This is a genomic window from Ruminococcus sp. B05 (assembly GCF_003628495.1).
Classification (GTDB): Bacteria; Bacillota; Clostridia; order Lachnospirales; family Lachnospiraceae; genus Schaedlerella; species Schaedlerella hominis.
Genome location: NZ_RBZR01000001.1, coordinates 459,444 through 485,387 on the forward strand (window position 1 = coordinate 459,444; position 25,944 = coordinate 485,387).

General features: G+C 36.6%; 21 protein-coding genes. 1 reads left to right on the top strand and 20 read right to left on the bottom strand.

Annotation, left to right across the window (positions count from 1 at the left end):
• Nucleotides 1-26: 26 nt before the first annotated feature.
• From gltA to D8Q48_RS02025, 20 genes are all read right to left on the bottom strand, one after another.
• On the bottom strand, nucleotides 27-1,415 hold the full coding sequence (gene gltA / locus D8Q48_RS01925; protein ID WP_117988999.1) for an NADPH-dependent glutamate synthase: 1,389 nt from the start codon (nucleotides 1,413-1,415) through the stop codon (nucleotides 27-29).
• Nucleotides 1,415-2,305: a sulfide/dihydroorotate dehydrogenase-like FAD/NAD-binding protein gene (locus tag D8Q48_RS01930; RefSeq protein ID WP_117988998.1), complete on the bottom strand. Its 891-nt coding sequence runs from the start codon at nucleotides 2,303-2,305 to the stop codon at nucleotides 1,415-1,417. The genes gltA and D8Q48_RS01930 overlap by 1 nt, the downstream gene beginning before the upstream one ends.
• Nucleotides 2,306-2,495: 190 nt before the next feature.
• On the bottom strand, nucleotides 2,496-3,677 hold the full coding sequence (locus D8Q48_RS01935; RefSeq protein WP_117988997.1) for an iron-containing alcohol dehydrogenase: 1,182 nt from the start codon (nucleotides 3,675-3,677) through the stop codon (nucleotides 2,496-2,498).
• Nucleotides 3,678-4,054: 377 nt separating this feature from the next.
• On the bottom strand, nucleotides 4,055-5,242 hold the full coding sequence (locus D8Q48_RS01940; protein WP_117459754.1) for a site-specific integrase: 1,188 nt from the start codon (nucleotides 5,240-5,242) through the stop codon (nucleotides 4,055-4,057).
• Between the two features lie 78 nt (nucleotides 5,243-5,320).
• The gene (locus D8Q48_RS01945; protein WP_055065933.1) at nucleotides 5,321-5,521 is read right to left on the bottom strand and encodes an excisionase; all 201 of its coding nucleotides are present in this window, start codon (nucleotides 5,519-5,521) and stop codon (nucleotides 5,321-5,323) included.
• Nucleotides 5,522-6,787: 1,266 nt separating this feature from the next.
• On the bottom strand, nucleotides 6,788-7,312 hold the full coding sequence (locus tag D8Q48_RS01955) for a DUF5104 domain-containing protein (RefSeq protein WP_121055212.1): 525 nt from the start codon (nucleotides 7,310-7,312) through the stop codon (nucleotides 6,788-6,790).
• A 107-nt stretch (nucleotides 7,313-7,419) separates the two neighbouring features.
• Nucleotides 7,420-8,643 (bottom strand): XRE family transcriptional regulator, encoded by a 1,224-nt coding sequence (locus tag D8Q48_RS01960; protein WP_117459757.1) that lies wholly within the window; start codon nucleotides 8,641-8,643, stop codon nucleotides 7,420-7,422.
• 93 nt (nucleotides 8,644-8,736) lie between these two features.
• Nucleotides 8,737-9,705 (bottom strand): hypothetical protein, encoded by a 969-nt coding sequence (locus tag D8Q48_RS01965; RefSeq protein ID WP_118494349.1) that lies wholly within the window; start codon nucleotides 9,703-9,705, stop codon nucleotides 8,737-8,739.
• Nucleotides 9,706-9,765: 60 nt separating this feature from the next.
• Complete coding sequence (locus tag D8Q48_RS17075) at nucleotides 9,766-9,990, bottom strand: hypothetical protein (protein ID WP_040015610.1); 225 nt, start codon at nucleotides 9,988-9,990, stop codon at nucleotides 9,766-9,768.
• Between the two features lie 357 nt (nucleotides 9,991-10,347).
• The gene (locus tag D8Q48_RS01975) at nucleotides 10,348-11,103 is read right to left on the bottom strand and encodes a hypothetical protein (protein ID WP_121055214.1); all 756 of its coding nucleotides are present in this window, start codon (nucleotides 11,101-11,103) and stop codon (nucleotides 10,348-10,350) included.
• Between the two features lie 470 nt (nucleotides 11,104-11,573).
• A complete protein-coding gene (locus D8Q48_RS01980) occupies nucleotides 11,574-12,893 on the bottom strand; it encodes a chitobiase/beta-hexosaminidase C-terminal domain-containing protein (protein WP_117988996.1) in 1,320 nt (439 codons plus the stop codon).
• 12 nt (nucleotides 12,894-12,905) lie between these two features.
• The gene (gene folD / locus D8Q48_RS01985; RefSeq protein ID WP_117988995.1) at nucleotides 12,906-13,742 is read right to left on the bottom strand and encodes a bifunctional methylenetetrahydrofolate dehydrogenase/methenyltetrahydrofolate cyclohydrolase FolD; all 837 of its coding nucleotides are present in this window, start codon (nucleotides 13,740-13,742) and stop codon (nucleotides 12,906-12,908) included.
• Between the two features lie 15 nt (nucleotides 13,743-13,757).
• On the bottom strand, nucleotides 13,758-15,428 hold the full coding sequence (locus tag D8Q48_RS01990) for a formate--tetrahydrofolate ligase (protein WP_117988994.1): 1,671 nt from the start codon (nucleotides 15,426-15,428) through the stop codon (nucleotides 13,758-13,760).
• Between the two features lie 2 nt (nucleotides 15,429-15,430).
• A complete protein-coding gene (locus D8Q48_RS01995; protein ID WP_121055216.1) occupies nucleotides 15,431-18,037 on the bottom strand; it encodes a DNA translocase FtsK in 2,607 nt (868 codons plus the stop codon).
• A 44-nt stretch (nucleotides 18,038-18,081) separates the two neighbouring features.
• Nucleotides 18,082-18,789, bottom strand: coding sequence for an ATP-dependent Clp protease proteolytic subunit (locus D8Q48_RS02000; protein ID WP_117988992.1), 708 nt, complete (start codon nucleotides 18,787-18,789; stop codon nucleotides 18,082-18,084).
• A 143-nt stretch (nucleotides 18,790-18,932) separates the two neighbouring features.
• Entirely contained in the window at nucleotides 18,933-19,664 is a 732-nt protein-coding gene (locus tag D8Q48_RS02005) for a YebC/PmpR family DNA-binding transcriptional regulator (protein WP_022076093.1), read from the bottom strand.
• Between the two features lie 106 nt (nucleotides 19,665-19,770).
• Complete coding sequence (locus tag D8Q48_RS02010; RefSeq protein ID WP_022076094.1) at nucleotides 19,771-20,118, bottom strand: type II toxin-antitoxin system PemK/MazF family toxin; 348 nt, start codon at nucleotides 20,116-20,118, stop codon at nucleotides 19,771-19,773.
• Nucleotides 20,119-20,234: 116 nt separating this feature from the next.
• On the bottom strand, nucleotides 20,235-21,401 hold the full coding sequence (alr, locus tag D8Q48_RS02015) for an alanine racemase (protein ID WP_121055218.1): 1,167 nt from the start codon (nucleotides 21,399-21,401) through the stop codon (nucleotides 20,235-20,237).
• 23 nt (nucleotides 21,402-21,424) lie between these two features.
• A complete protein-coding gene (locus D8Q48_RS02020; protein ID WP_121055220.1) occupies nucleotides 21,425-22,918 on the bottom strand; it encodes an NAD(P)H-hydrate dehydratase in 1,494 nt (497 codons plus the stop codon).
• A gap of 193 nt (nucleotides 22,919-23,111) precedes the next feature.
• Nucleotides 23,112-23,759 carry a redox-sensing transcriptional repressor Rex gene (locus D8Q48_RS02025; RefSeq protein WP_117988989.1) on the bottom strand — a complete coding sequence of 216 codons (648 nt, stop codon included), beginning with the start codon at nucleotides 23,757-23,759 and terminating at the stop codon, nucleotides 23,112-23,114.
• A 226-nt stretch (nucleotides 23,760-23,985) separates the two neighbouring features.
• On the opposite strand from D8Q48_RS02025, the gene abc-f reads away from it, so the two are divergent.
• A complete protein-coding gene (gene abc-f / locus D8Q48_RS02030; RefSeq protein ID WP_121055222.1) occupies nucleotides 23,986-25,935 on the top strand; it encodes a ribosomal protection-like ABC-F family protein in 1,950 nt (649 codons plus the stop codon).
• Nucleotides 25,936-25,944: the final 9 nt, after the last annotated feature.

Genomic DNA, 25,944 nt, shown 5'->3' on the forward strand with positions numbered 1-25,944 from the left:
TTCAGTGCAAAATTACTCTCTCTAAATTATTTATTGCTAAGATATTCGTCAATACCCTTTGCAGCTGCTTTACCGGCACCCATTGCAAGGATAACTGTAGCTGCACCAGTAACAGCATCTCCACCGGCATATACACCCTCTTTAGATGTTTTTCCAGTTTCTTCTTCTGCTACGATACATTTCCATTTATTAATCTCCAGCCCTTCAGTTGTAGAAGAAATCAATGGGTTTGGTGATGTACCAAGTGACATGATCACTGTGTCTACATCAATGTCATATTCAGAACCTGCAACTTCAACAGGACGTCTTCTTCCTGATGCATCCGGCTCTCCAAGTTCCATTTTAACAACTGTCATTCCAGTTACGTTACCGTTCTCATCTACTTTGATTTCTTTTGGATTTCTCAGCAAATCAAAAATAATTCCCTCTTCTTTTGCATGATGCACTTCTTCTACTCGTGCTGGAAGTTCTTCTTCACTACGACGATATACAACATGTACTTCTGCACCAAGACGAAGTGCTGTTCTTGCAGCATCCATAGCAACGTTACCACCACCTACAACAGCTACTTTGTGTCCGGCTGAAATTGGTGTGTCATAAGAATCATCAAAAGCTTTCATCAGGTTACTTCTTGTCAAATATTCATTAGCAGAGAATACGCCATTTGCATTTTCACCAGGAATACCCATAAATTTTGGAAGACCTGCACCTGAACCGATAAATACAGCTTCAAATCCTTCATCTTCTATCAACATATCAATTGTTGTAGATTTTCCGATTACAACGTTTGTCTCAAATTTAACTCCAAGCTCTTTTACTTTTTCAATCTCTTTTGCTACAACTTTCTGTTTTGGCAGACGGAATTCTGGAATTCCATATACCAATACTCCACCGAGTTCGTGAAGTGCTTCAAATACAGTTACATCGTAACCAAGTTTTGCAAGGTCGCCGGCACATGTAAGTCCTGAAGGACCTGAACCGATAACAGCAACTTTATGTCCGTTCTTTTCTTCTGCTCCAACTGGTTTAATATCATGCTCCAAAGCATAATCTGCAACAAATCTCTCCAGTTTACCGATAGAAATTGGCTCACCTTTGATGCCACGGATACATTTTCCTTCACACTGTGATTCCTGTGGACATACACGTCCGCAAATAGCAGGTAATGCTGAAGACTGTCCGATAATCTTATAAGCCTCTTCAATATTACCTTCTTTTACCTCATGAATAAATCCTGGAATATTGATAGATACAGGACATCCCTGAATACATTTTGCATTTTTACAGTTAATACAACGAGCAGCTTCTTCCATTGCCTCTTCTTTATTGTATCCAAGACATACTTCTTCAAAATTAGTTGCACGTACTTTTGGATCCTGTTCTCTTACAGGAACTTTCTTTAATACATCTGCCATTAGTTGTCACCTCCGCAATTTCCGCAGCCACCGTGATGTGTATCACCTTCCTGCAGTTTCAGAATCGCACGCCCCTCTTCTGTCTTATACATCTGACTTCTCTTCATTGCCTGATCGAAATCTACAAGATGTCCATCAAACTCTGGTCCATCTACACATGCGAATTTAATTTCATCGCCGACCTGAAGACGGCAAGCTCCACACATTCCTGTACCATCAACCATGATTGGGTTCATGCTGACAATTGTAGGAATCTCTAATTTTTTAGTTAACAGACAAACAAATTTCATCATGATCATTGGTCCGATTGCGACACACAAATCATATGTTTTTCCTTCTTTGCTAACCAAATCTTCTAATGTAGCTGTAACCATTCCGGAACGTCCGTAAGAGCCATCGTCTGTTGTTACATATAAATTACCAGCAACTGCTTCCAGTTCCTTTTCAAGAATTACCATATCTTTTGTCTTTGCACCAAGGATAACATCTGCTTCAATTCCACGAGCATGTAACCATTTTACCTGTGGATAAACAGGTGCGGCACCAACACCTCCAGCTACAAAAACGATTTTTTTCTTCTTTAATTCTTCGAGATCTTCATGAACAAATTCTGATGGACATCCAAGTGGTCCGACAAAGTCACGGAAGCTGTCTCCTTCTTTCAGATCAGCCATCTTTATCGTAGATGCTCCAACTTCCTGAAATACAATTGTGATTGTTCCGGCTTCACGATCATAATCGCAAATAGTAAGTGGAATTCTCTCTCCTTTATCATCCATCTTTACGATAACAAACTGTCCCGGCTGACAGTGACTTGCAACACGTGGTGCATGTACATCCATCAAAAAAATCTTATCAGCCAGTTTTTCTGCTTTTAAAATTTTATACATGATCTTCCTCCTTTTATTTAGGTTTCTCTTATTCCTCTTTCATTTCTAACTCAATACCTAGTTCGGAAATAAAAAACGCCCTTTAACTATAATACGCTATATGGTTCAGCTTGGCAAGTGAAGATTTCAACCACACAACAAAAAAGGGACCGATGCTCTACTGACACCCGCCCCTTTTTTGCAAATTAAATTAGAAATCTACCTCTGTACCATAATATGTGCATGTTAACAATTTTTCCATATTTGCAGGATCGATTGCACGTGGGTTAGAACCTGTACATGCATCACCAACTGCAAGCTCTGCAATCTTGGCAACTTTTTCTTTGAATTCGTCTTCGTTGATTCCAAATTCTTTCAATGTCTTTGGAATATTCAATTTTACGTTGAATTCATCAATTTTGTTGCAAAGGCTATTGATCAACGCCTGCTCTGAAACACCTTCCAGTCCCATTCTGCGTGCGATTTCAGCATAACGTGAAGCTGCTACAGGATCTTTTGCATTGTATTTGATAACGTATGGCAGATAAATAGCATTTGCACAACCATGTGGAATATGACCTGTTGAGAATGCTGCTCCTGTTTTGTGTGCCATAGAATGTACAATACCAAGCAATGCATTTGAGAATGCCATACCAGCAAGGCACTGTGCATAGTGCATCTGCTCTCTTGCTACCATATTGCAGTTGTATGATGCTGGAAGATATTCCAAAACCATCTCAATTGCCTGCAGCGCAAGAGGATCTGTGAATGGGCAATTCAATGTTGATACATATGCTTCAATAGCATGTGTTAAAGCATCCATACCTGTGTATGCAACCTGTTTTACAGGAAGTCCTGCAACAAGATCTGGGTCTACGATTGCAACATCTGGAGTGATATTAAAGTCAGCAAGTGGATATTTTACACCTGTCTGATAGTTTGTGATTACTGAAAATGCTGTTACCTCTGTTGCTGTTCCAGATGTAGATGGAATTGCACAGAATTTTGCTTTCTGTCTTAATTCTGGAAAACTAAATGGAGTAATCAAATCTTCAAAAGTAATTTCTGGATATTCATAAAATGCCCACATTGCTTTTGCTGCATCGATTGGTGAACCTCCACCCATTGCAACAATCCAGTCTGGCTGGAATGCACGCATTGCTTCAGCACCTTTCATAACAGTCTCTACAGATGGATCTGGCTCAACACCTTCGAATAATTCTACTTCCATTCCTGCCTCTTTTAAGTAGTTCACTGCTCTGTCAAGAAATCCCTGACGTTTCATAGAGCCACCACCTACAACGAGGATTGCTTTTGTTCCTTTCAAATTTTTCAGTTCTTCCAGACATCCTTTTCCGTGATAAATGTCTCTTGGTAATGTAAATCGACTCATTATACTACATCTCCTTCAATGTGTTATTTTTTTAACATGTTTATATTATAGCACTGTTAATCTTTTCAAACAAGGCAATCTGGGAAATTAGGCGAAGAATTATCACCAAAATTTTTTCTATATTTTTGGTAATAAATACACTGGATTTTTTCAAAATTGCCGTTCTAAAAATCAGGTTTCAAATGCATGCTACTTTTACTGTTTTTCAATTAAACATAAAATAAATTTCTAATTATCTTTTCATAAGTTCTTATAACACCGATATATCCCTATTTTACAGGCTTTATCGGTGTTTTCTTTTTGGCAGATACTTCTTATAACCACTCATAAATCTGCATATCTTGTCTTTTTATCGTAGTAAATTTCGTAGTAAATTACTAGGCTATCAGACTTCGCATTTCCATGTTTGCTCCTGTCTGTGAAGCATGGGCGTACAGGTTCAGCGTTATCATTATGCTGGAATGTCCCATAATGTATTGCAGGTTCTTTGGGTTCATGTTTTTCTGTGCTAATCGTGTACAAAACGTATGTCTTAATATATGCGGGGTTATCTTCGGTAAGGGTTCATCATGGTACTTATTGTATTTCTTTACTATATTTCTCAATGTAGAAGTATAGTAACAAGCTGTCATAGGCATACCTTTCTGATTAAGAAACAGGAAATTGCGGTAACCGTCAATTACAATCCCTTTTCCAGTTTTTTTGCGTTTCAACACTCTTTGAAATGCTTTTCCTGCTTCTTCGCTCATAGGAACTTTTCGTATGCCACACTTTGTTTTTGGCGTTTCTATATAATATCCCTCTTGATTGCGTAATAACTGGTGGTCGATATTGAGTGTATGATTTTCAAAATCTAAGTCCTGTACAGTAAGTCCACACAATTCAGATATTCGTAAGCCTGTTTTTAACAGTATCAGCACATCATCATAATATTTCTGATACACCGTATCATACTGGAGAAAGGACAGCAGTTTTTCTTCCTGTTCCTCACTCAATGCCTGTCTGCTTTCGCTGTCATCATCAATAACCTCGCTTAACTGAAAATCAAAAGGGTTCTTCCTTACATAATCGTCCTCGATTGCCATATAGAAAGAAGCCTTTAAGGAACGCTTATAGTTACTAATGGTTTTGAAGCCGTAGCCCTTTTCTTTCATTCTGACCGCCCATTCTTTTGCGTCTGACGGTTTAATGCTGTCTATGCTTCGTGAACCCAGCTTGTCCTGTTTCAATGCGTCCATGAGATATTTTCGCCCTGCTAGTGTATTCTTCTTGACATTGATTCTCTGTGCCGTCTTTTTGGCATATAGTTCACACAATGTCATTTTCTTTCCTTTGGTGTCTATTCCGTCCTCTAAATCACGCTGTATCTCCCGTTCCTTTTCCCTAAGAGATAAATCATCACGCTTTCCTTTCGGTACTCTGTCCGTAGCCACCAGTTTCCATGAATACACAACCTTTGTTTCGCCTGCACGATTAACATATTTATACATATATCTGCCGTCTGCCCTTTGGCTCTCTCCAGTCCTTAAAATGCGACCTTTGTTATCCCGTCTTTTTTCTGACATCTTTCAAAACTCCTTTCAAAACTGAAAGAGCCTTGTTACGACATATAAGTATCATATCATGCACAAAGCTCTTTTGCATTAGATTTCTTCCAATTTATCAATCATATGTTCAAATTTCTTTTTCTTAATCAGCATACGGTTTCCGTTCATCACAACACACTCGTCTTTATATTCACTTGCAATACGGCGGAGTTTGTTCTCTCCGATACGGAAATAACTGGACGCTTCCTCAATCGTCATAAGGTAGCGTTCCCATAATGGTGTATTTAAATCATACATAAAACTGCACCTCCTTTCTTTTTTGATTTTTAAACAGTCTGACGGCTTTTATCATAGCCCACAGGAGTTCCACCTCTGCATAGTTCTTATGTAGCCGTACCCATTGCGTGCGACGCTCTGAACGCTCAAGCTGTGGCTGTACGGGAGTATCATTATCAGACAGGACAGGTCATGGCGATAAAAGAGGATAAATCTTTTACATGGACGCTGACAGTTTCCGCTCGCTTTAAAGGGAAAAGGTCATGGCGTATCAGCTCCAACGGCTCGCTGTCTGTCTAATGTATCAGACTGCTTTATTCAGTTGTCAAAGAACACGAAAGAAGAAAATCATCTCTCCTATATACCGCGTTGGAAAAGAGAGGAAATGTAACCAAAATTCAAACATTTTTTCTTTTTTCACTACTATCTGTATAGCAAACGTACATTTGTTAAGCTGGTGATGAAAAAAGATTATTTTTCTTTTCACACCCTAACTACCCAAACCATACTGTTACTGCCAACAATAGAATGAAATATTTTCTTCACTCCATATCAGGACAGAATAGCGTTATTTGTATCACATTTCTTAAACTTTTTTCTTTCTACGCCATATAGGGAACGGAAACCTTAAATTGTTAAGTTGAGGATAAAATAATTTTCTCTTTCCGCATCAACACTCAACAGCTAATGCCTGTTTGAATACAAATCAAGAAATAAAGTGTGATTTCCTCTTTCTGCATAATACTGTCCGCTTAACTCGATTTTCCGACATTTTTTTCAAAACTTTTTTCGTCTTTCACTTCATATAGGGACAGCAAGCCAAAATTTAATGACCTATTTTCAAAAAAAGTTTAGATTTCCTCAACTTCACTCCATATAAGGAATAGAAACCTTGTTTTGTTGCAGATTTTTCAAAATAATTTCAATTTCTTTTTAATCTTCGTGTCTGTACACCGAGTAAAAATTTTATGACCCCATTTCAAAAATAGTTAGATTTCCTTTTCTCGCACCATATCTGTACGCAAGTAGCTGTTTTGTTGCAGATTTCTGTAAAAAATTTGTTTTTCTTCTTTTAATAAACATAGGGAATGAAAAAAGCTCTTTGTTGACTAAATCTGAAAATTTCCATTGCATTAAAAAATACCGTTATTCTTTCTTTTAAATAACGGTATCTCTATTTATAACTCATTAAAACAGATTAAACTAAATGGCTAAAAAACAAAAAGTAGGAGGAAGTATGTGTCACAACTTTGTTTTGGTTTATCTTTCAAACATATCATTCTATGTTTATTCCCGCACGACAAATATTCCGTTTTCTGATGTATCCCACATAAAGTTTTCCCTGCTTACAGTTTGTTCAGTCGCAATTTCAATTTTGGATAGTCCTATATCTGAGGGAACATCATCAGCTTTATAGACCATATAAAAATTCAAATAATATTCATTTTTAGAAGTTGATATATGATACATTCCGTCTAATTCAATTCGTTTATTTCCATTATTATTTTCACTAGATGATGCACAATCACCAGAATATTCTTGTATATCTCCATCAATAAATTCGAAGAAAGAAGAAATTTGTTTATTTATATCCTCTATGTCTTTTTTACTGTTTTGTGAAAACAATTTTTCAAATTCTTTTACATTGCCTTCATTGTATAAATCTATAATTTGTTTCATCATATTATCTGATATTTCTTGTTCCGATTTAAACCAATTAGACATATACTCATTTCTATTTGAGCCAACATTCGTACACCCACAGAAACTTAACATCAATATCATACAAAAAATAAATATTATTTGTTTCATATTATTTATACCTCATTTAATACTTAAATATTTTATATCTATATAACCTATATTTACATTGTAGCATTTAGCTTTAAACTTGTCTTTAACTTTCTCCATAAAATAAATTATTGCTTTTCTAAAACATCGTCATTCTCTTGTGGAATAGCGGTATCTATTCGTTCTTCTATGGTTGATTTTTCTAATTGTAATAAGTGTTTATGCTTGTCTTTAAGTTCTGCCTGTTCAATCATATCTTTTAGTATCGTTGTATGATTTTCTCTGTCTAATGCCTGTACCATTTTTATGGTTGGTGCAACCTGTCTTTGTAACCAATGCAACGCTTTTTGTAAAGTATAAGGTTCTGGCTTTGTAGTTAAGCGTATCGGTTCTCTGTTTTCCCCTACAAACCATGCCCAATCATCATTTGTTTTCCATTGATTTTTTGGCTTGTCGTCCTCTCTGTCAACAAAGCGGACATAATGATTGATGATAGAAAAAGCAGTGCGTTCAGCGTCCCGATAAGTCAGTAAATCTACAACCGCATAATAGGCTCGTTCATTCTTCATGCGTATTTCAAAGCGGTTCTTAATCTCCGTATCTTCAACTTCTATGCTATTCTTGACATACTGCTCATAATTTTTCTGATAAGCACACATATATAATTCACTGCTTGTTGAACCGAGATATAAGGTTTCTCCTGTATTCTTTGGTAAATCGCTACCACATTTTTCCGTACCGCTGTAATCTTTCTGCATACGAAAGTAGGAGATACATTCGCCAGCCTTGTATTTTTCCTTTAACTTTGGAATATCCAATATTCCTGCTTTATCATTGATTGCCAAGTCAAGCCGTTTCATCTTACCACCTGCCGTTAAACAATCAAGCATGAAGTCATACCATGAGCGTTCCTGTGCCAATAGATAACTTTCCATTTGACGACAGCCTCTGCCTTTCAGTTCCAATAAAACACCTAAATGCTCTTGCATGGAACACATGACATTGATGTCGCCTAAAACATATTTGCTTTCATATCCGTATTTTCCATAATCTTCATAAAGCATATAATCGGGTTTTAGTTGTAATACATCACGGATAATCGCCAATGCGTCCGTAGTAGGAAAGCGAACACGGAAGTAATCAATCAACAGGAATAGTGGTTCTTGTGGATTGAAACGCTCAATCTGTTTTTCTATGACTCCTTTTAATTCGTCATTCAATGGCTGTTTCCCTTTTTCAATGCGATTGTAATATTCACGGCTGATACCGCAAGCAACAGCAAGCCTTGTTTGTGTTACTCCGTATTCCTCACGCTTTTGTCTTAATTCTTCAATAAAGTTTTTATCATTCATTCTTTAATTCCTCCAATCAAAAAAGGCAACTACCATTTACTGATAATTGCCTATCATTAAAAATCCGTATAGAAAAAGCAGTCAATCCTAAGACTAACTGCTCTGATTGCTATGAAGTGCTTGTATTTTCTTTACCACTTCTTGCCTATAATTTTCAATATCCAAAACTCTTTTTTTACCTGCTGTTAAATACATAATCGGTAAATCAATTTTTTCAAAATCATTCAACAATAATAACGGTTCTTCAAAAATGCAAAACGGTTGTCCTATTTGACAACTAGTGCTTTCTTGATAAATTCTAAAATCCTCAAATAAAAATTCATTTTGAGGAAGTGTAATATTTTTAACTTCTTCTCTATACAAGTATCTTGCAAAGTTATACAATCCAAATGCAAAAAAGGAAATTTTTCTTGTAAATGGATTTTCTCCATAATCTTTTGATTTTCTATGTGCTTTACAGAGATTAGCCAATTCCAATGAGAATTTTTCCCAATTTTTTTCTATTAGTGCAAGGAAACCGTTTATCACAGCTTTTTCTTCTGCTGTATGTTTATTTTGAAGAAATTCTTTACTTTCATCAATCACATATTGTTTCCACATAGGTTCTTGATAATACAGATACATCACTAAATTTGTGATACTGCATGCAGACTTTAACCCATTCTTACTAAGTCCGTTTTCTTTTGGAAATATTTTTTCAATGTCACGAAAGCGGTTTGCACAGAATATATGTGGTAAAATATTCCAAGCGTGAATGGAATGGTCGCAACCGCTGTTTGTTATTGTGAGTTGTCCCCATGTTACTGCCGAATTGAACGCATTATTTAAATAGCTCATATCCTTTTCTTGTAATGCTAAGTAACTTCCTAAATAAACAATCTTTTTTCCGAAATTTTTATGCAATAATTTCAGCCATATAATAATCTGTTCTTCTGGCTTTTTACTTTGACAGTATTTCGTATACTTCTTTAATCGCTCATCAATATATGCGTTCATGTTGGCATATCCAAACATTTTATCCACATTTTGTAAATATAGTTTGATAAGTTCCTTTTTTTCCATAGAGTACCTCGTTTCACTTATAAAATTTTGCTATTTGCTACATAAATGCTTTCAATCCCATTAGAATAAGTATAATAGCAATATATACACCCCACTTATCCCAATTATAAGTGTCATAATAAAATTGAAAACAATACAAACTTTCTTCTGATTTAAAGAAAAATGTTCAAATTTTTCAAGGTTGTATTGACGAATATAACTTTTAGTAATTATGGAATAAATTGAATAACCAATAGCAATGATACTTGAAATAATAGCAATAATATCAGTCATTTTACAATCCATATCTTCCCTCCTAAAAAGTTTGCATATCATTACCACAAAAATTAAAATATTATAATGTTTAAATTTATTGTTTTTCTTTTGTGAAATAGATACTTTTTATATCACATCTTATAAAATGCGGTTTTGCCTTGTAAATACAGCGTTTTCCGCCTGTTAGTGTATAGTGTCTTTTGTTTTTTGTGCCCCCCTTGTTAGATAACGGGGGCTTAATCTTCGCTCGCCACAGGCTCGCTCACAGACGAAGTAAACCAGCCACTTGCAAGACATGGCAGAAAAATCTGAAAGATTTTCCTGCCACCGTGTCTGGATCACTCCGTCTGCCTAACTAATAATATAGTATTATGTAAAAATGTCATTTTATTTAGGTACATCTACCGAATAGCTTAAACAGTCACCTCTTTTGTTACTTTGTAAGTCATTGTAATACCATAGATACATGACTCTGTCATATACATTGATTTCAATTACACCGTCCGGTTTTTGTCCTTCTACTTCCAATGAATAGATTTCTTTATCATGTGCATAGCCGTAAACAAAACGCTTGCTTGGATAATCGGGGTTTAAGTCTTGTTGGAAATCACTTAATTTCAAAGAAGAGTGAATAAGCTCTGTAATATCATCTAACAAAATTCTATCTCGTTTCGTTGTAACCGGTGTAGCATTTATAAATGCGTATTGTGTATGCCCATTCTGTATCTGCTTTTTACAACGAGACATTACTAAGCCTTGAATATCATCGTTATCATTTCCAGCCCGATAGAAAATCGTATCATATTTTTTGCCTTGCCATATATGCAAGGTTTCATCAACATGATTAAGAAAATCAGCAGGAACCGAAAGTTCCTCATTTTCAGCATTCAAAGTGGAAAGTTGAATAGCTTCTTCAATCGTGTCATAATATACAAGCTTGGCATTATTTTTATCATAATCATTTATCGTAAATTCCACGTATTCATTATCTTTATTTTCTTCTTCCGGAACATAAGTATAACGACCATTTTCAATATGGTCATCATATTCAACATCAACAAATAACCCAATCCCTATCAGAGCTACAAAAATCAAAGAAATCGCTCCAATTATGATTAACATTATTTTCAAAAATTTTTTCATGGCATACACTTCCTTAATCACTTCAAGTTTATCTATTATTATTTATCATATTATATCATTAGAAAATTGAGTAGTCATCACTTTTCTAGTATCTGTCAGAATATTTTTTATTCCATAAATTATCAAGAGTGTAAACATTGCTACGCAACAAGCTCTTGACAATTCATGTCCTAAAAAATGATTAATAATCAAGCAGAAAAAGAATAGTTATACTGTATTACAGCAACAAAAAAGACATCTCATATTCTGTATGAAATGCCAATTTTGCCTTTATTTATGCTGTTTTCTCTGTCGTATCAAGGTTCTTTCATTCGTAGTAAATTAGTGGTAAAATTCTTTTATTTTTTGTTTCATATTGCTTAAAATCCCTGTGTTTATGCGGATAATTCGATTTTTACTCTTTTTAAACTAAAAAACATAAAAAGAAATCTGAAGGATTCTTTTTTTTATCCAGCAGATTTCTTTTTATATCATTGTAAATTCAATACATAATTTCTTTTCGTGACCTGTGTTGTTTTTCCATTCTTGTTGACAAGAATCGCCGAAAAAATTGTCTGTCCCTCCGGCATGTCGATCGGACCGGTGTATTGCGTTGATGCTGTTGTTGGTGTTGTATTATCCATCGTATAATATGCTGTATATCCTTCCGGAACTGTAATACTAATCTGCGTTGCAGAAGTATATTGTCCGGTAGATGGTGTAACAGCTGGTGCATCTTCAATTGGAATCTCAACCTGATATGTTTTTGTTGCAACCAGACTAGGGATTCCCTTTTTATTTACACAAATTGCTTTTATAACAACCGTACCATCTTCAATCAGAATCGGCTCGGTATATAACTTACTGTCAGTTGTCGGTTCATTTCCGTCTGTTGTATAATAAATTTTCCCATTTCCAGACAAGGAAACCTGTTGCACTTCTGTATATGTTCCTTCTTCCAGACTAAATTCCGGCATATCAGAAACATAATCACTCATTTCTTTTAAAATATTTTTGCTACTGCCGTCCAAAGTACCTGAAATTTTATCTGCCTGATCCGTCTTGATATAAAATTGTGCAAGAGCCTCATACAAATCTGCATTTTCCGGCTGTGAATCAATCGCATTTAAGAACATGTTTTCAGCTTTATCCAATTCATCCTGGGCAATATAGACTTTTGATAGTCCTACATATGCTGTCGCACGCGTATTATCTTTTGCAATTGCAAGATTGTAATACCGAATGGCTTTACTATATTCGCTAGACTGATAAGCTTTCTCTGCTTTGTTTAAAGTTCCCGAATAAGAATTCTGATAAAGAAGAATCCCACTAATTCCAACTGCAGCTAAAATAACCATAATAACGATCATCGTATTTCGACGTTTCTTTTTTGCCTGCTGCATTCGTAATGCTTTTTGACGTCGTCTTTCATCCGGTGTTCTATAATTCGTCTGTTGTGTCCTTGTATCGCGTCCTGTTGGTCTGATTCTCTCTTCTCCAACTGCATCTCTCCCACGATAATTACTTTTTTGAGATGTCCGCATCTGATTTGAACGGATACGGTCTAACTCTCCCTGACTCAATACACGCGTTGAATTCTGTGGTTGTTGTCTTGAACGATTTCTTTGCTGATATACCTGACCACTGCTATTAGGCAACGGGCGTGTCACATCCTCTACAGAACCTTTTACTTCACGCGTAAGTACATCATCTAAAGGATTATAATCCGGAACCATCTGAACTTCTGTGCCACAGTCAGGACATATAAGCATTCCAGCTGGAATATCTGCACCACAATTTGCACATTTCATAAATGGTTCCTCCTATTTTCTTACTGTTTCTACACAGTTGTTCATTAGCATTGCAATTGTCATCGGTCCTACACCGCCCGGAACCGGGGTAATTGCAGATGTATGCTCTGCTACTTCGTCAAACGCAACGTCTCCGCAAAGCTTATTATTCTCATCACGATGCATACCCACATCGATAACAACTGCACCCTCTTTTACATAGTCTGCTGTTATAAATTGCTTTCTGCCGATTGCAACAATCAAAATATCAGCTCTTTTTGTAATATCTTTTAAATTATTTGTATGTGAATGTGTAACTGTAACTGTTCCGTTTTCTCTCAAAAGTAATGCAGCCATCGGTTTTCCTACGATATTACTACGTCCGACAATCACACATTCTTTTCCATCTATTGTAATCCCGGAACGTTTTAATAACTGAATAATACCTGCCGGAGTACAAGATAAAAATCCTTTTTCTCCAATCCACAGACGACCTACGCTGACTGGATGAAATCCATCTACGTCCTTATCCGGAGAAATAGCACGTATGATCTTATCTTCGTCAATATGTGCCGGAAGTGGCAACTGAACCAGTATTCCATTTACATGTTCTTCTTTATTCAAACGTTCAATTAAAAGCAATAACTCTTCTTCTGTTGTCTCTTCTGCCAGTTCATAGCTTTCTGATTCGATACCAATATAAGCACAGGCTTTCTTTTTATTATTTACATAAACTGAAGAAGCCGGGTCGTTCCCAACCTGAACAACAGCAAGACATACTTCTTTTCCATTTGCCTTTAATACGGCTACTTCTTCTTTTAATTCATCCTTAATTTCTTTTGAAATCTTTTTTCCATCGATTAACTGCATTGTTTTTGTTTCTCCTTAAAACAGTCCTGTAATTTTTCCATCTTCAGACACATCGATATTGTTGGCAGCGGGCACTTTTGGAAGTCCAGGCATAGTCATAACTGAACCTGTCAGTGCAACAACAAATCCTGCTCCTGCATCAACATAAACTTCACGAATATGAATATCAAAGTTTTCTGGTCTTCCCAGCTTCTTTGCGTCATCTGAGAATGAATATTGATTTTTCGCCATACATATTGGAAGTTTGCCAAATCCCATTGCTTCTATTTTTGTAATCTGTTTTTGTGCTGCCAGCTCATAAACCACACCGTCTGCGCCATAAATTTCTTTTGAAATTTTCTCGATTTTTTCTTTCAAAGACAATTCATCTTCATAAAGTGTATGGAAATGGCTTTCTTTATTTTCCAATGTATTCAGCACCTTTTCTGCAAGTGCAATTCCGCCTTCTCCGCCCTTTTCCCATACTTCTGAAAGTGCGAATTCACAGCCTCTTTCTTCGCAGAACTGACGAATATATTCATTTTCAGCATCTGTATCTGTTATAAATGAATTCAGTGTAACTATTACAGGTACTCCGAATTTCTGTATATTTTCAATGTGTTTCTCTAAATTCACGATTCCTTTTTTCAGTGCATCCAGATTCTCTTCTGCCAAATCAGCTTTGGCAACTCCACCATTATACTTCAATGCTCGTACTGTTGCAACTAAAACAACAGCATCTGGTTTTAAGCCTGCTTTTCTGCATTTGATATCCATGAATTTTTCAGCGCCGAGATCCGCGCCGAATCCAGCTTCTGTGATTGCAATATCTGCCATTTTTAAAGCCATCTTTGTTGCACGCACACTGTTACAGCCATGTGCGATATTAGCAAATGGACCTCCATGGACTAAGGCCGGAGTGTGTTCTAATGTCTGAATCAAGTTTGGTTTGATTGCATCTTTGAGTAATGCAGTCATTGCGCCTGTCGCCTGTAAATCATCTGCAGTAACAGGATCCCCGTTAAAATTGTATGCAACGATGATTCTTCCAAGTCTGCGTTTTAAATCCTGAAGGTCATCAGCGAGACAAAGGATTGCCATAATTTCAGAAGCTACTGTAATAACAAAATGATCTTCACGAACCATTCCATCCATCTTGTTCCCAAGACCTACAACAATATTACGCAATACTCTGTCATTCATATCAACACAACGTTTCCATACAACCTGTCGTGGGTCGATCTGAAGAATATTTCCCTGCTGGATATGATTATCTAACATTGCAGCAAGCAGATTATTAGCAGATGTAATTGCATGAAAATCTCCTGTGAAATGTAAGTTCAAATCTTCCATCGGAACAACCTGTGCATAACCGCCACCTGCTGCTCCCCCCTTAATTCCGAAACAAGGTCCGAGAGATGGTTCACGCAGTGCAATAATTGCTTTTTTATCTAACTTGGCAAATGCCTGTCCTAATCCAACAGATGTTGTTGTTTTTCCCTCTCCTGCAGGAGTTGGATTAATTGCTGTTACCAATACCAGTTTTCCATCCGGATTATCTTTAATCTTATCCCAGAAATCTTCTGAAAGCTTTGCTTTATATTTTCCGTAAAATTCTAAATCATCCTCTGCAATACCTGCGTTTGCTGCCACCTCTTTAATTGGCAGCATCTGTGCCTCCTGTGCAATTTGAATATCTGTTTTCATTGCTAGTCCTCCTTCTTACCTGTTCCTAAATACTCCTCAAATTCTTCTTTGGTCATCAATACCTTCCTCGGTTTTGTACCTTCTTCGGGTCCTACCACCTGTGCTTCTGCAAGCTGATCCATAATTCTTGCGGCTCGATTAAATCCTATTTTGAACATTCTCTGTAGCATTCCAATCGATGCCTTTTCTTTTTCTATGATGAAGAAGCCTGCATCCGCAAAATAATGATCCCGATTATCTTCCGTTTCTGAAGGATTTCCGGAAAAGACTGTACTACCGGAAAGTTCTACGGAATTATCATTACTTAGATGTTCTTCTAAGTCACTACTATAATTTGCCCCGCCATTCTGATTGATCAGGTAATCTACAACCTGCTGAACTTCTTTATCAGAAACAAAGGAACCTTGTACACGTACTGGTTTTGGATAACCGGTCGGATAAAAGAGCATATCTCCTTTTCCAAGAAGCTTTTCTGCTCCATTCATGTCTATAATCGTTCGAGAATCTACACCCGAAGATACCGCAAATGCTATACGTGATGGCATATTGGCTTTAATCAATCCTGTGATAACATTTACAGATGGTCTTTGCGTTGCCAGAATTAAATGTATACCAGCAGCACGTGCCAACTGAGCCAAACGACAGATTGCACCCTCTACATCTTTTGGAGCTACCATCATCAAATCTGCTAACTCGTCGACAATAATAACAATCTGAGCCATTTTTTTTGGATTATTTTCAGCTGGTTCGAGATTTGAAACTTTTTCATTAAAGCCTTTCAAATCACGTACATTATATTCTGCAAACAATTGATATCGTTTCATCATCTCTGCAACTGCCCAATTTAAAGCTCCTGCCGCTTTACGAGGATCTGTCACTACCGGAATAAGCAAATGTGGAATTCCATTATAAACATTTAATTCTACAACCTTTGGATCAACCATGATCAATTTGACATCTTCCGGGTCTGCTTTGTAAATAAGACTCATAATAATTGTATTGATACACACGGATTTTCCAGAACCCGTTGCACCTGCCACAAGTAAATGAGGCATTTTTGCAATATCGGCTACAATTACTTTTCCTGCAATATCTTTACCTACAGCAAATGCAAGTTTTGCTTTACTTTTCTGAAATTCAGGTGCTTCTAAAAGATCTCGGAGCATTACTGCTGTATTTTCCTCATTTGGCACTTCAATCCCGACTGCTGCTTTTCCAGGAATCGGGGCTTCAATTCGAAGATCTGACACTGCCAAATTTAATTTAATATCATCTGCAAGCCCAACGATCTTGCTGACTTTAACACCTTGCTCTGGCTGAAGTTCATATCTTGTCACAGCCGGACCGCAACTGGCATTTGTCACATGAACCTTCACTCCGAAATTCAAAAGTGTCTGCTCTAACTTCATTGCAGTGGCACGCAAATGTGCATTTGAATCGCCTCCGGATGCTTTTCCCTTTTTTAATAAGTCTAATGGTGGCGTGAGATACTTCTTAACAGGTGCTGTATTTTGTGCCTGAACAGCTGCTTCCACAGATTCTGTCTCTTTTGTTACCGCCGCCTTTTCTTCCGGTGATGAGTGTTTCCGTGTCTGTTTAGTTGTTGTTTCAGTCATATCTGCCTCTTCCGGTTCTTCTGATATAGACACAGATTCTATCGGTGCAATTTCTTCTTTACAAGCCATCGGTTCTATCTCTGGAACAGGTTCGCTTATATCCGGCACATCTACATCATCAAATGGAGATTCTATTGTAAGCTCCGGCATCTCATCCAATGGTTTGATAGTCATATCTTCTACTGGTTCTTCTGGGATTAATTCCTTAAGTTCCGGTGACTTCCCACGTATAGGTGTTTCCAACAATGTTGTAGCAAACGAAACACCTGATACTTTTTTGTTGCGTTTTTGTGTCGGTTTCGATACAGTACTTTGCTGTTCTTTTGTTTGTGCTTCTAATCTTGCCGTCTTTTCTTTCCTTTGTGCTGCTCTTTTCTGTGCTGACTTTATAGCTGTTGTTTCTTTTAATTTCTTAGCATCCTCATATACTACTTTACTCTTTCGCCCCAGTGGCTGAAGTAATGATTTTTCTGTAATTAAGATAACACATACAATTGCCAGAACTATCACAACAACATAGGTTCCTGCTTTCCCGATAAGCGGACACAATAATTTCATTATAAATCCACCAAACAGTCCCCCTGCTGTTCGATTCACACTTGACTGGTGGTAATATGTCATAAGCCCTGCTGTTGCGTCGTATGGATTCATAATAAGTTCAAGCAATGTTGCAAGCAATACAACGAGCACAAATAATGCAATACTTTTTATGTACGCGTGGCTGTTTCCTCTGTTTGAGATTAGAAAAGCGACCACGCTAAATATAAGCACAGGGATTAAATATGCAATCCAGCCAAATAAGCCAAACAACACAGATGATACAGCTTCTCCGACCATACCTCCAATGCCGAAGTTGCTGATCAATAGCAAAATACATACAGCAAGTACGCATAAAATACATATTTCATCGCGAATTGCAGCATTCTCCTGCTGCTGTTTTTTAGTTGGTTTTTTGGTTGTTGTCTTTCGTTTCTTGGTTGACTTTGCAGCCATGATACATCCCCCTTGGTGTTAAACATACTCAATATAGTATAACATTATTTTTTTTGTTCTTCAATCATTTCATGTAGTTTATTCAATGCCTGACTGATTCCGCCAACTTCATTGATCATTCCTTCTTTCACCGCATCCGGGCCTTCCAGCATAGTTCCGACATCTTTTACAAGTTGAGTCGGATCAAGCATCAGTTCTTCCAGTCTTGCCTGACTTATATTTGAATGTTTTGAAATAAAGCTGGTTATGCGGTCTTGTGTACGCTCCATATTTCGGTAGCTTTGATAGACTCCGATAAACATTCCATTGGAACGAACCGGATGAACGATCATTGTTCCACTTGGTACAATAAATGAATAATCTGCTGAAACTGCAAGCGGGCCTCCTATGGAGTGACTTCCACCAAGTACCAGAGATACCGACGGTTTACTAAGAGATGCAATCATTTCTGCAATTGCAAGTCCTGCTTCAACATCACCCCCTAATGTATTTAATAAAATAAGAACCCCCTCTGTTTCTTCATCATCCTCTACTTGTGCCAGTCTGGGAATAATGTGCTCATATTTAGTAGACTTTGTATTTCCAGATAATGCCTCATGCCCTTCAATTTCTCCAATAATTGTAATCATCTGGATTTTGTGATGATGTTTATCATTTTCTAAGCAAAGTGTTCCGGTTTCCTTTATTTCTTCACGGATTTCTTCCCTGCTTTCTTTATTTTCTTTAGATGTATTTTTTAAAGATATGTCCATTACCCCAAATTCCTCCTTACATTTTCTATATAGTATGGAGTGAATTTATTAAAATATACCTATTCTCATTATTCACATATCATTTTTAATATATGACAAGCAAAAAGGATACTATATCCTTCGATACAGTACCCTCATTCATATTACTCATCCCAGTTGTGATATACATCCTGTACATCGTCATCTTCTTCAAGAAGATCTAATGTTTTCTGAATATTTTTAAGGTCTTCCTCTTTAGTCAGTTCAACATATGTCTGCGGAATCATTGTCACTTCAGCATTCACCATAGCAATTCCTGCTTCTTCTAATTTCAGACGAACATCACTGAAATCTTCAGGAGTTGTAAGAATTTCATAGCTATCGTCATTATCCACGAAATCTTCTGCTCCTGAATCAAGTGCAAGCATCATCAATTCATCTGCATCCATATCGCATTCTTCTTTATCAACAATAATCTGTCCTTTTTCATCAAACATGAAAGACACACATCCCGGTGTTCCTACGTTACCGCTTCCCTTTGTAAATGCATTTCTGACATTAGAAGCTGTTCTGTTCTTATTATCTGTCAGTGTTCTGACAATAATTGCTGTTCCGTTCGGTCCATATCCTTCATATGTAATATGTTCATAATTATCGCCTGAACCTTCACCAGCTGCTTTTTTAATATTTCTTTCAATCGTATCATTCGGCATGTTATTTGATTTTGCCTTAGCGATCACATCACGAAGTCTACTGTTACTAGTCGGGTCAGGTCCGCCACCTTCCTTAACGGCTACAGCAAGTTCACGACCAATCTTAGTAAAGATTTTTCCTTTTGCTGCATCATTTTTTTCTTTTTTGTGTTTAATATTCGCAAATTTAGAATGTCCTGACATTTCTCATTCTCCTCTTCTTTTTTCTTTTCCGGTGTGACAAATTGCTTAGGCAACATGACACATTATCTTGTTTATACTACCACTATTTGGTTTATCTGTAAAGTGTTTATGTATCCAGACCAAGACTGATTTGAATTGCATGGTTAACCTTTCCCATCATTCTACTGTCTACATGGCATACATATTCCCGAAGTCGTTGCTTATCTATTGTTCGAATCTGTTCCAGCAATATAACAGAATCTTTTACTAAATGGTATCTTCCTGAACTAATTTCAATATGCGTCGGTAATTTTGCTTTATTCATACGTGATGTAATAGCAGCACAGATTATAGTCGGACTGTGACGATTTCCAACATCATTTTGAATGATCAGGACCGGGCGTACGCCACCTTGTTCCGAACCGATAATCGGACTTAGGTCTGCATAGTAAATATCTCCACGCTTTACAACCAAATTTTCCACACTCCGATTCTCATCATATTTTAATATTAGTATGTCCGCTTTTTTTATAGTTATTCTAAAAGCAGGAACGAGAATTCTTTGTGTAATTGTATTCACTTTAAGTTTTGCTATGCAAAATAATCAATCTGTTCTACTATTTTCCCATCCTGAATATAAACTCTTGGGATTCGTTTTCCAAGGCAGCATATAAATTCATAGTTAAATCTTCCACTAAGCTCTGCTAACTCGTCTATTGTTATAGTTTCTGTCCGATCTTTCCCTACCAGCACAACTTCATCCATAAATTTTGCTTCCGGGATATCAGTAACATCTACTAAAAACTGATCCATACAAACTCTTCCCAGAATACGAGCACGTTTTCCATGAATCAAAACAGCTCCTTTGTTTGAAAGAGAACGTGGATACCCATCTCCATATCCGACAGGTATTGTAGCTATTCGCATTGCTTTTGGTGCCACAAATGTGCCTCCGTAACTGATTGAAGTACCAGCTTCTACATTTTTCACAAAAGAAATATGACTGATTAATTCTAATGCCGGTTTTAATGAAATTGCATCTTTATTTACCTCATCAGATGGATACATTCCATACAAAGAGATTCCTGCTCTTGCCAGATTGTGCTTCATATTTGGAAAATCTATAATTCCAGCACTATTATCACAATCAATATATGGAATTTCCAGATTTCTCTCTTCCAGTGCTTGTTTCATCCAAACAAATTTCTCATGTTGTTGATATGTATAGCTTTTATCTTTTTCATCTGCCTTCGCAAAATGCGTGAACATTCCTTCAATTTTTATGTTTGGTAATTTACTTATCTGTTCAACAATATCTGCCGTTTCATCCGATACTGCAAAACCAATACGTCCCATTCCTGTATCGATTTTAATATGCAAATATGCCGTTTTATTTAATTTAACAGCCTGTTTTGATATTTCTATTGCCATTTCTTCTGTATATGTAGCAGGACGTACTTCGTAACGGATCATATCCTCATATTGATCTGGAAATACACACCCTAATACAAGGATTGGCTTACAAATTCCAGCCTTACGCAAGAGAGCAGCTTCATCAAGACTAGCTGTCGCATAACCCCATACATAATCTACTGATTCGAACATTCTGGCAATCGGAATCGCACCATGTCCATATCCATCTGTTTTAATAACCGCAACCAACTTTGCTCCTGTTCCGATTCGCTCCTTCATTTGTTCCATGTTATATGCAATTGCATCCAGATCAATTTTTGCATACACACGTGTATATTGTTTCATATTCTATTCCTCCATATCAAATGTTACTGTTCTACCTGCTTTAGTACATCTTTTATTCCTGAAATCAAATCTTGGGCCAGTACACTGTAAACGCCACAGCTTTTTTTTGCATAATCTCCTCCGTTTGCATGAAGATACACTCCTGACACAACACTATCATACAAATTCATATGTTGTGCTGTAAGCCCTGTGATCACTCCAGCAAGAACATCTCCCGAACCTGCTTTTGCCATCGCACTATTTCCTGCAGTATTTACAAATAAAGGATGATTCTCTTTTGCTACAAGCGTACGAGCGTCTTTCAACGCACAAACAACAGGATACCGTTTCACAAAATCAGTCAATATATTCATACGATCTGCATTTAATTTTGCGACCGAGCACTTTAAAAGTCTCGTCATTTCCTTCATGTGTGGAGTTAATGCTATCGGAAATGTACTTTTTTCAAGCAATTCCATCTTTTCAGATAAAAGATTGATTCCATCTGCATCAATAATACATGGGACTTTACAGAATTGAAATACCCCTTGTAATAATTTATCTGCTGTTTTTCCCTGACCAAGTCCACATCCGATACATACAACATCCGCCCAATTTAATAATTGTTTCAATCCCTCTTCAGAATATTCTGTATAAGTGGAGATAATTGCTTCTGGCAGCAGTTGTTGAAGAATGCTTCTGTTTTCTTTGGCAGTATATATCTGAACAAGTCCTGCTCCGCTTACATATGCTGCTTTTGCACTTAAATATGCTGCTCCGGCCATTCCCTCACTCCCGGTAATCATAAGCACTTTCCCATATGTTCCTTTATGTGAATTTGCCACACGTTTCGGCAGACATGTGCAAAGATCATCCGGTTCCAGTGTATAACATATTTCTGTATTATTTTGATAAAGTTCTGTATTGATACCGATTGATTTTACAACTACTTCTCCTGCAAAATCTTTTCCCGGATACAGAACAGTTCCTAGTTTCTCACATTGTACAGAAACCGTCAAGTCCGCTTTAAACGCTATACCTAAAATTTTTCCGTCCAAAGAACTGACTCCCGAGGGTATATCCACCGCAACTTTATATCCTTCCATTGCATTTAAACACTCTATCACAGAAGCATATTTACCGCTTATCTCCCGGCAAAGTCCAACACCAAAAATTGCGTCTACTATCACTCCATACTCTCCCGCCGGAATTTCTGTCTCTATCGATATCCCAATATTTTTACAAATACAATATTGTTGTTTACATTCATCACTCATTGACTCTGTTTTCCCAACAAATGCAATTACTACGGAATAATTCTCATCATGTAACAATCTTGCGATTGCAAATCCGTCTCCTCCATTATTTCCGGAGCCACAAACTATCAGTATCTTTTTATTCTTCTGAACTTTCGATTTTATAACCTCAGCAATTCCCAATGCAGCTCTCTCCATTAGCACCAGAGATGGAATTCCTATTTCATGAATCGTGTGTGCGTCAGCTTTTTGCATCCAATTTCCAGTAGGCAAATATCTCATTTTTACTCATCCTTTCTCAAAGCACGAAATAAAATAATTTTCTCCAAACTATGAGAAACACGCTTCGCGAGTTTCTCAAGTTATCGCGGCAGTCGCCAAGGTCTCGTGCAAGCACGGACTTTGGCTCGTTGCTCGCGTAAATACAAATAACGTGCAAAAGCATTAAACAACCCTTTTGCACGTTATGATACTTCTAATCTTCCCCGTGTTCTTCTTTGTATCGGGTAATATTATAGGACAACTTCATCAAGCTATCAGATAAATGGACACTTTCTACAATCACATCTTTCGGAAGATTCAAATCTGTATGTGCAAAATTCCAAATTGCTTTAATACCATTACGTACCAGAATATCAGATACTTCAACCGCTTTTGTTTTTGGAATTGTGAGTGCCGCAATATCAATATTCTCTTCCTGAAGAACTGTCTCTAATTCATCCATCATTCGAATTGGAATGTCTCTGATCACTTTTCCTTTCAATTCAGGATTCACATCAAAGATTCCTTTTAAAATAAATCCGTTTCTTGCAAAAGATGCATAATTTGCAAGTGCCTGTCCTAAATTACCTGCTCCAATAATTACCATATTGTGACTCTGGTCCAATCCCAGTATCTTGCCAATCTCCGTGCGAAGATACTTTACATTATAACCATATCCCTGTTGGCCAAATCCACCAAAATTATTCAAATCCTGGCGAATCTGTGATGCTGTTACATGCATTTTTTTACTTAAATCACTTGATGATATTCTTTCTACTCCGGCTTCATTGAGTTCACCAAGATATCTGTAATATCTTGGAAGTCTCCCAATAACAGCCTTTGATATTCCTCTTGACTCCACACTTATCGTCCTCCAAATATAAACTATATCTATTATAAAGTTTTATTTTAACAAAGTCAAACTTTTGACATACTTTTTTTGTAATTTATCTAAAATTTTTTTATATTTTGACGGTTTTCACACTATTTTATCTGAATTTTTTTGTAAAACCTAAATTCTTTAGTTGTATTTTATCTAAATTTCGATATAATAAATACGATATGCTTAAATATAGGAGGATGTATATATGATACTTGCATGTCATAATTTAAATAAATCTTTCGGAGAACGTATCATTGTAAAAGATGGTTCTTTCCATATTGAAGATAGAGAAAAGGTTGCTTTTGTCGGTGTGAATGGTGCCGGAAAATCAACTATTTTAAAAATGATCATTGGCGAAGAGCCAACAGATAGCGGGAATATTATTCTTACAAAAGGGAAAACAATTGGCTATCTTGCACAGCAACAAAATCTAATCAGTGGAAATAGTATTTACGAAGAATTAAAAACTGCAAAAGCTGACATTATAAGACTCGAAGAACAAATTCGTACAATTGAACACGAATTAAAAGGCTTATCCGGTGATGAATTACAGACTCGCTTGAATACTTACAACCGTTTGATGTCTGAATTTGAATCCAAAAACGGATATGCATATGAAAGTGAAATCATAGGGGTGTTAAAAGGACTTGGTTTTCAAGAAAATGAGTTTTCAAAAGAAGCCAACACGCTATCAGGTGGACAGAAAACGCGTGTTTCCTTAGGCAAACTTCTGTTAACCAAACCTGATGTCCTATTATTAGATGAACCGACCAACCATTTGGATTTAAATTCTATATCCTGGTTAGAAACATATCTGTTAAATTACCCGGGAGCTGTATTCATCGTATCACACGACCGTTTTTTCTTAAACAGAGTCGTAACTAAGGTTGTTGAAATAGATCAAGGGCATCTTCGTATGTATAATGGTAATTATAAGGATTACGCCGAAAAAAAACGTCAGTTACGCGATGCACAGATGAAAGAATATTTAAATCAACAAAGAGAAATCAAACACCAAGAGGCAGTAATTGAAAAATTAAAATCTTTTAATCGAGAAAAATCTATCAAGCGTGCTGAAAGCCGTGAAAAAATGCTTGACAAAATAGAACGTATTGACAAACCGATGGATTCCACACAGGAAATGCATTTTGAACTGAATCCATCTTGTATCAGTGGTAATGATGTTTTAACAGTTGAACATTTAACAAAAAGATTCGAGACACAAACCCTGTTTTCCGATATTTCATTTGAAATCAAACGTGGTGAGCATGTTGCAATCATCGGAGATAATGGAACCGGAAAAACAACTTTATTAAAAATTTTAAATCAGGTATTGGATGCCGATGAAGGTGCTTTTACTTTAGGTTCTAAAGTAAAGATCGGATACTATGACCAGGAGCACCACGTACTTCATGATAATAAGACCATTTTTGAAGAAATTTCTGATGACTATCCATCACTAACAAATACTCAGATTCGAAACACTTTAGCTGCTTTTCAGTTTACTGCAGATGATGTATTTAAACTCATCCGTGATTTAAGTGGTGGTGAAAAAGGTCGTGTTTCGCTTGCCAAATTAATGCTCTCCGAAGCAAACTTTTTGATTCTTGATGAGCCTACAAACCATTTGGATATCACTTCAAAGGAAATTCTTGAGCAGGCCTTAAATGATTATACCGGAACAATCTTATACGTTTCTCATGATCGTTATTTTATTAATCAGACTGCTTCACGTATTTTGGAATTGGTAAACCAGACATTTGTTAATTACATTGGAAACTATGACTATTATCTTGAGAAGAAAGAGGAATTAACTGCAAAATATGCCCCTGTTTCTCCGGAAACTTCTGCCAACTCAAAAGTTACTAATCCAAACACTTCTTCTGAATCTCAGGAGCCTTTTGGTCAAAAGTTAAGTTGGCAAGAGCAGAAAGAAGCACAGGCTCGTGAGCGAAAGCGTAAAAATGATTTAAAAAAGACAGAAGAACGTATTGCTGTTTTAGAAAAACGAAATCAGGAAATTGACGAATTGATGACACAAGAAGATATTTATTCTAATTCTGTAAAATGCCAGGAGCTTGCTGTTGAAAAATCTTCAAATGAAGAAGAATTAGAAACGCTTTATGAACAATGGGCTGATTTAGCCGAAGAATAGATATCTTTC

Coding starts and splice junctions, on each gene's coding strand:
- gltA (WP_117988999.1), bottom strand. CDS start 1,415: ATGGCAGATGTATTAAAGAAAGTTCCTGTAAGAGAACAGGATCCAAAA.
- D8Q48_RS01930 (WP_117988998.1), bottom strand. CDS start 2,305: ATGTATAAAATTTTAAAAGCAGAAAAACTGGCTGATAAGATTTTTTTG.
- D8Q48_RS01935 (WP_117988997.1), bottom strand. CDS start 3,677: ATGAGTCGATTTACATTACCAAGAGACATTTATCACGGAAAAGGATGT.
- D8Q48_RS01940 (WP_117459754.1), bottom strand. CDS start 5,242: ATGTCAGAAAAAAGACGGGATAACAAAGGTCGCATTTTAAGGACTGGA.
- D8Q48_RS01945 (WP_055065933.1), bottom strand. CDS start 5,521: ATGTATGATTTAAATACACCATTATGGGAACGCTACCTTATGACGATT.
- D8Q48_RS01955 (WP_121055212.1), bottom strand. CDS start 7,312: ATGAAACAAATAATATTTATTTTTTGTATGATATTGATGTTAAGTTTC.
- D8Q48_RS01960 (WP_117459757.1), bottom strand. CDS start 8,643: ATGAATGATAAAAACTTTATTGAAGAATTAAGACAAAAGCGTGAGGAA.
- D8Q48_RS01965 (WP_118494349.1), bottom strand. CDS start 9,705: ATGGAAAAAAAGGAACTTATCAAACTATATTTACAAAATGTGGATAAA.
- D8Q48_RS17075 (WP_040015610.1), bottom strand. CDS start 9,990: ATGGATTGTAAAATGACTGATATTATTGCTATTATTTCAAGTATCATT.
- D8Q48_RS01975 (WP_121055214.1), bottom strand. CDS start 11,103: ATGAAAAAATTTTTGAAAATAATGTTAATCATAATTGGAGCGATTTCT.
- D8Q48_RS01980 (WP_117988996.1), bottom strand. CDS start 12,893: ATGAAATGTGCAAATTGTGGTGCAGATATTCCAGCTGGAATGCTTATA.
- folD (WP_117988995.1), bottom strand. CDS start 13,742: ATGCAGTTAATCGATGGAAAAAAGATTTCAAAAGAAATTAAGGATGAA.
- D8Q48_RS01990 (WP_117988994.1), bottom strand. CDS start 15,428: ATGAAAACAGATATTCAAATTGCACAGGAGGCACAGATGCTGCCAATT.
- D8Q48_RS01995 (WP_121055216.1), bottom strand. CDS start 18,037: ATGGCTGCAAAGTCAACCAAGAAACGAAAGACAACAACCAAAAAACCA.
- D8Q48_RS02000 (WP_117988992.1), bottom strand. CDS start 18,789: ATGGACATATCTTTAAAAAATACATCTAAAGAAAATAAAGAAAGCAGG.
- D8Q48_RS02005 (WP_022076093.1), bottom strand. CDS start 19,664: ATGTCAGGACATTCTAAATTTGCGAATATTAAACACAAAAAAGAAAAA.
- alr (WP_121055218.1), bottom strand. CDS start 21,401: ATGAAACAATATACACGTGTGTATGCAAAAATTGATCTGGATGCAATT.
- D8Q48_RS02020 (WP_121055220.1), bottom strand. CDS start 22,918: ATGAGATATTTGCCTACTGGAAATTGGATGCAAAAAGCTGACGCACAC.
- abc-f (WP_121055222.1), top strand. CDS start 23,986: ATGATACTTGCATGTCATAATTTAAATAAATCTTTCGGAGAACGTATC.